The following is a 5,397-nucleotide window of genomic DNA, read 5'->3' as shown; positions in this document are numbered from 1 at the left end:
GATCTTCTGTTTCACTACCCCTTTATCTCCATTGGCCAGAGCTTGCCCTTCGTTGGAAAACATAAAGTCATGGATGAGCCAAAAGGCCTCGTTGCTAACCTCTTGAACCGCGGCAACCATCACGGAAAAATCGAAAGATTGCTTCTGCGACTCGAGCGGAAAATGTTTGAAAACATATTTGATCCCCTGAGGGTGTTTTTCCAAAAATTCTTTCATCTTAATCCATGACCTCAGGCAGTAGGGGCATTGAAAATTCGAGAACTCCACAATCGTCACTTTGGCTGCGGCAAATCCCCGAAAGGGAGATTTTTCCATTTCAAGTTGTCCCATATCAATCTTGCGGAGTTTGGGTTCACCGGCCTCTTTCCTTGTGACGTTTGTCCCCTTGACAAACAGATTTCCGATGATCACTTTCTCCGCCGTTTTATCCACATAAACCACCAAAGGGATATCCCGATCAGGTGCAGAGAGGAGTAATCTTACAGCAAAAAAATCCGGAATCGCGCTTTCCCGCTTTTCTAAAAATTTTATTTCTATATCCTTTGGCAGGCGCATCTGAGTTTTGATAGTCTCGATGGCTACCCGGACAATTTTATCTTCCTGGGCCAGGCTCTGCGTGCCTAAGAAGAAACTCATCAACAAAAAGTATATTACCAAGTAAGTAATTTTTTTGAACATCTCTCCCTCTTTTCTTTCCATCCATTTTAACCTTGTACCCTATCCCTATCCCCCGCAAAGGTAAGGGGAATTACACCCTGTTGGCGGGTTAAGAATTCCAGTACCACTTCAGCCAACTGGCGGGCTTTCTCTATGTAGAGGTTATGCCCTACACCTTCCAGGATCTTCCACTCTGAACCCCCGATAGAATAGTGAATCTGCTCAGCCAGATGGATCGGGGTAAAGATATTTTCCCTTTAAGCCGTGAATCAAAATGAAAGGGAATCCGGAACCTTGCTCCTGGTAATGGATCTCGATGTCACGCACGGAAACTTTGGGCATCTTTATCCCTCCTTGAGCGGATTAAGGTCGCCGGTAGTTTATCGAATTTTAGATCCGCTGTCAAAACTCTTTGAAGTTTTTACCAAAATTGAATTCGGACCAAAAAAAGTTCTTCGGCCTATGCCTTACTCAACCAACAGAAGCCCGAACCGGTTCATTTCTTCCTTATACCCTTTTAACACTTGAATCGGATACCCCATCTTCCGGGCTGTAGCGTAAACATCCACGCAAAAACCTTCTAAAGTGGGACGGGCTATACCGGGATTACGGCATTCCGGTTTGCTTTCTTTACAGCGTTCACATATACGACAAGGGTTTGCTGGAAAAACAAAGGCCTTGTAAAAACCCGAAAGGAAGACCTCCTTTTCCAGATCGAGCATTTTTTTGTTTATCTCGCGCCCCCAGGGGTGACGCATCTCCGGTTTTCGCAATTTTACGGCAAAATGGAACAAAAGTCCGGATTGGTATTCTGCAAAAAACTTCTGGCACTCGGCGAAAGAAGGAAGTTCCGGTGGGCAGCAGGCTCTTTTCCCATAACTCGGACAGCCATAATTACATTTTGCCCTAACCCAGTACCCAGTAACAATCATTTTGGGCTGAATCCATTTAAAATCTTCCAGGCCATGGGTCCGCGCCATCCTTTCAATCTGATTGGCCTCCCGTTTGGTCATTTTACCCTCCTTTTAAAAAGTCCTTTAAATATAAAGGTTTTATATATTATCACCTTAACAGACCCAATTAATTTTCAATTAATTTTAAAAACTTTTCCTCTTAAGAAACATTTCTATACTGGACCGCAAAAGTCAAGACTATTTTCGATAACTGTCCTTTTAATTTTAAATTTTTTTTGGGGGACTCGGAGTTTAAATTCCGCTGTTACAACAACCTTTGATGCTTTTCACCAATTCCTATGAAAAAAAGTAACAGAATAGAGGTAAGGTTTAGCCCGATAATTGGCTCTGCCATCCGCTGGGTTCAGCACATTTTCGCCTTGGCTTTGGTAGACCGTTTCTAATTATTGAAAGAAAATGATTAGTTAAACAAGGTAAAAAAAATTAGGATTTTTAAGGGGATGATTTTTTTAATTAGTGTTGAATTTTTTCCAATTAAAGTTAAAAAATGTGCATTTTTTACCTCATTTTTTAAAAAATAAAAAACTGCCTGAATTCTAAATTTTATCCAGGCAGTTATGCAATTTTTATTTTCCTTAAAGAAATTCCTTAAGGATTTTTATTTTCAATTCAAACTTGTTTCATCTTTTAAATTGGTGGTCAGGGTAATTTCTTTAACTTTTTGTCCCCCCTTCAGTCCCTTAGGTTTAGCATTCAGGTATTTTTTCACTAAATGCATAACTTCTTCTTCTTCTTCAGGAATTTGAATATCGGCGTCCTGACTTAAGCGGTGTAAAAGGATAACTGGATCTAATATTTCCCCGCAAATCACACAATGCCACCCAAAAAAGACACTATTCACATCATAAAATTTTTCAAAAATCATCCTGCCGCCACAACGCTGGCAATGCATGCCTTCTTTTCTTTTGTTCCCCATAGCCATATTGATTACTTATCTTCTCCTTTTGAATTATTTATAGTTATGATGCAATTTTTTTGCCAAAGATTCTTTTATTTTAGAAAAATTAAAAATTTCTAAAAAGCCAATCCATTTTTTCTTTAAATATTTCTCAGCGGTCAAAGGACAAAATGACGAACCCTTCAAGAGAAACAACCAGGCATAGGTTCCAGAATTGTGGTTGCCGATGAATAAGGACTACAGAAAATGAATTTATTTAATAAAGCAAAGGGGGAAAGCAGCCTCTATCTGTAAAAATGTATAGGAAAATATAACAAAAAAATGACACCCGCATGGTCACAAAAATGAACGTTTTCCTCCTTGATCGTACAAAACTGACTTAATTTTCATTCCTTCTTTCTTTCAATTATTTTAAAAAATAATAAATATCATATACTTATATATTTTCTCATCCAGCAATACCATGAGGCACAAAATTTGCTGAAATGACAATGTTCGAGTGCAGAGTAGAAATTTCTCCTTTTGGAGAGTTTAAAATGTCTTATCATGGTTCCGTTCTGGTTGTAGATGATGAAGTTGGGCCGAGAGAATCTTTGAGGATGATCCTAAAACCGCTTTACCAAGTCCACACCGCGGCCAACGGTTATGAAGCTTTAAGATTTATCAACTCCCAAAAGGTCGACCTGGTCACTCTCGACTTGAAAATGCCCGGGATCCCGGGAATCGATGTCCTGCGGGAGATCAAAAAATTTAAAAACGATATCGAAGTTGTCATTATTACGGGTTATGGAACCCTACCGACCGCCATCGAAGCCATCCGCTACGGAGCCGTCGATTTCATCTCCAAACCTTTCAATGTTGCCGAAATCATCTCCGTCGTTAGTAAATCTGTCGAACGGCGAAGTTTAAACCTAAAAATTAAAAATCTTATCCAAAAAATCAAAGATCTCAGTTTATTGGAAGAGAACCAGAATGAAGCTCTTTCCAATTTGGGAGCAAGCGTGGACTCAGCCTCGGGAGTTGATGAGATCCAAAAAGAGCTGAGAGAATCCCTCCAGCAGTTGGAAGGGTTTCGAGGCCAGAAGATCTTGGTCAACTACATGGACTTCCTCAAGGTTCTCATATATATCCTGGAAAGTAAGGAACCCTACACCAGCGGCCATTCCGAACGGGTCTCTTATTATGCGGAACTCATCGCCCATGAATTACGCCTTTCCTCCCAAGAAAAAGAGGATCTGCAAATTGCCACCCTCCTCCACGATATAGGTAAAATTGGCCTGAGCAACCGCCTGCTGGAGAAAAACAATCTCACTCAGGGTGAAAATCTGGATATTCGACAGCACCCCCTCAAAGGCGTGCGCTTGATCGAGCCTCTGGCTTTTTCCCTCGCAGTTTCCTTGGCAGTTCGCCACCATCACGAACGCTGGGACGGCAAAGGTTACCCAGATGGACTTACGGGCGAAGAAATTCCCCTATTAGCCCGCATCATTTCATTGGCCGATTCTTACGACGCCATGACTTCGGACCGGCCTTATAGACAATGCCTTTCCACCAAAAAAGTGCAAGAAGAGCTTGAGAAGAATGCCGGTATTCAATTTGACCCGTGCATGGTTTCTTTATTTATTAAGCAATTTAAAAACAGCAGCCCCCTTCCCCCCGCAACCAGTTTTCACTGAACGGCGGGATTAGGGCGGAGAAAAATATGGTTGAAAAATTTATTCGCTGCACCCGATGCAACCAAGTGGCCCCTTGTTACGGAAATTTTGGGGATTTCGGCGAATCCTCATCGCTACCGGGGGTCGAATGGTCGTCGGAAGATATAAATAGCCAAAGGGAATTTTTTCGTTGCCATCACGACCACGTTACCGAGGAAATATTCCTTGACCCCGAAACTTTCATCAGCGACAAGCCCTGTTACGAACCAAATAAGGTTTCTTATTTTGAGGCCAGCAATGGTCGGGAAAGATTCTTGATCAGGCGCACGAAAAACTCTTTGGCCCAGCCGGCATTTTATGAGATCATCCCCGGAAGATTACGGGTCTCCAATGTTTCTTTCCAGATTCAGGAGAACGACCTGCGGAAACAATTTTCTGAGCAAAACAGATCCGTTACCCTGAAAGAGGAAATGGCCGAAACATTCATCCAGGCGTTTCAAGAAGAAGTGCAAAGCATTCCGCCTGAAAAGCTCTCGGAAGAGGTCGAGATAACCGAGGAAGGAGAAACCCCTCTTCTGGCCTACGGCAGTCTAAAAGAGGGTCATTGGGAAAGGGTACTACAGCGCTGCCAAAAGGATCTGCAACAAAACGACCTCCTAAAGATTATGCATTTCATCCGCGAGAATAAAAACCCCGGAGACGTCCTCTCCCTCGTCATTCAACGGGAATTATCTATTCTTACCCCGGAAATAGAGTAAGAAGGGTAAGGACGGTCCTGGCAACCCGATTCCTGCCTATTCCTTGACATCCCACCCGTTCTCTTCTATGATAAAATTGTTAAAAATCGCTCATTAGAATTATAAAACCGGGAAAGAACCAACTTTCCCTGGAGGGGAATTAAGCATTTTCCCCTTGAATATCAAACTAAAAACCTGTGGATAAAGGCTTGCGACCCTCTGACCCTATCGCCCGCAGAAAAAGCCGGCAGTTGTTTATCGGTCCTGTTCCCGTAGGGGGCGGAGCACCGATTGCTGTCCAATCGATGGCCAAGACCGATACGAGAGATGTATCCTCCACTGTGGCCCAGATCCACCTTTTACAGCGGGAGGGATGCGAGATTGTCCGGGTTGCTGTTCCAGATCGAAACGCCGCGAAAAACCTCGGCGAAATAAAAAAAGAGATCAGCATTCCTTTGATTGCCGACATCCATTTT

At 42.6% G+C, this 5,397-nt stretch carries 6 protein-coding genes; 3 read left to right on the top strand and 3 right to left on the bottom strand.

Annotation, left to right across the window (positions count from 1 at the left end):
• The 3 genes from Q7V48_09800 to Q7V48_09790 all read right to left on the bottom strand — a co-directional run.
• Positions 1 to 678: thioredoxin domain-containing protein (locus Q7V48_09800; protein MDO9211024.1), on the bottom strand; the 678-nt coding region annotated here is incomplete at its 3' end.
• A 446-nt stretch (positions 679 to 1,124) separates the two neighbouring features.
• Positions 1,125 to 1,670 carry a DUF2284 domain-containing protein gene (locus Q7V48_09795; GenBank protein MDO9211023.1) on the bottom strand — a complete coding sequence of 182 codons (546 nt, stop codon included), beginning with the start codon at positions 1,668 to 1,670 and terminating at the stop codon, positions 1,125 to 1,127.
• A gap of 565 nt (positions 1,671 to 2,235) precedes the next feature.
• A complete protein-coding gene (locus tag Q7V48_09790) occupies positions 2,236 to 2,553 on the bottom strand; it encodes a hypothetical protein (protein ID MDO9211022.1) in 318 nt (105 codons plus the stop codon).
• A gap of 512 nt (positions 2,554 to 3,065) precedes the next feature.
• Between Q7V48_09790 and Q7V48_09785 the strand changes: the two genes are divergently transcribed.
• From Q7V48_09785 to Q7V48_09775, 3 genes are all read left to right on the top strand, one after another.
• Entirely contained in the window at positions 3,066 to 4,205 is a 1,140-nt protein-coding gene (locus tag Q7V48_09785; protein ID MDO9211021.1) for a response regulator, read from the top strand.
• Positions 4,206 to 4,231: 26 nt separating this feature from the next.
• A complete protein-coding gene (locus Q7V48_09780) occupies positions 4,232 to 4,942 on the top strand; it encodes a hypothetical protein (protein MDO9211020.1) in 711 nt (236 codons plus the stop codon).
• 188 nt (positions 4,943 to 5,130) lie between these two features.
• A partial coding sequence (locus tag Q7V48_09775; protein MDO9211019.1) for a flavodoxin-dependent (E)-4-hydroxy-3-methylbut-2-enyl-diphosphate synthase occupies positions 5,131 to 5,397 on the top strand: 267 nt, incomplete at its 3' end.

This window comes from Deltaproteobacteria bacterium, assembly GCA_030654105.1.
GTDB lineage: Bacteria > Desulfobacterota > SM23-61 > SM23-61 > SM23-61 > JAHJQK01.
This window is presented reverse-complemented; position numbering and strand designations above follow the sequence as displayed.

What these genes read in the sequence shown, in the direction of transcription:
- Q7V48_09795 (MDO9211023.1), bottom strand. Translation starts at nt 1,670, where the DNA reads ATGACCAAACGGGAGGCCAATCAGATTGAAAGGATGGCGCGGACCCAT.
- Q7V48_09790 (MDO9211022.1), bottom strand. Translation starts at nt 2,553, where the DNA reads ATGGCTATGGGGAACAAAAGAAAAGAAGGCATGCATTGCCAGCGTTGT.
- Q7V48_09785 (MDO9211021.1), top strand. Translation starts at nt 3,066, where the DNA reads ATGTCTTATCATGGTTCCGTTCTGGTTGTAGATGATGAAGTTGGGCCG.
- Q7V48_09780 (MDO9211020.1), top strand. Translation starts at nt 4,232, where the DNA reads ATGGTTGAAAAATTTATTCGCTGCACCCGATGCAACCAAGTGGCCCCT.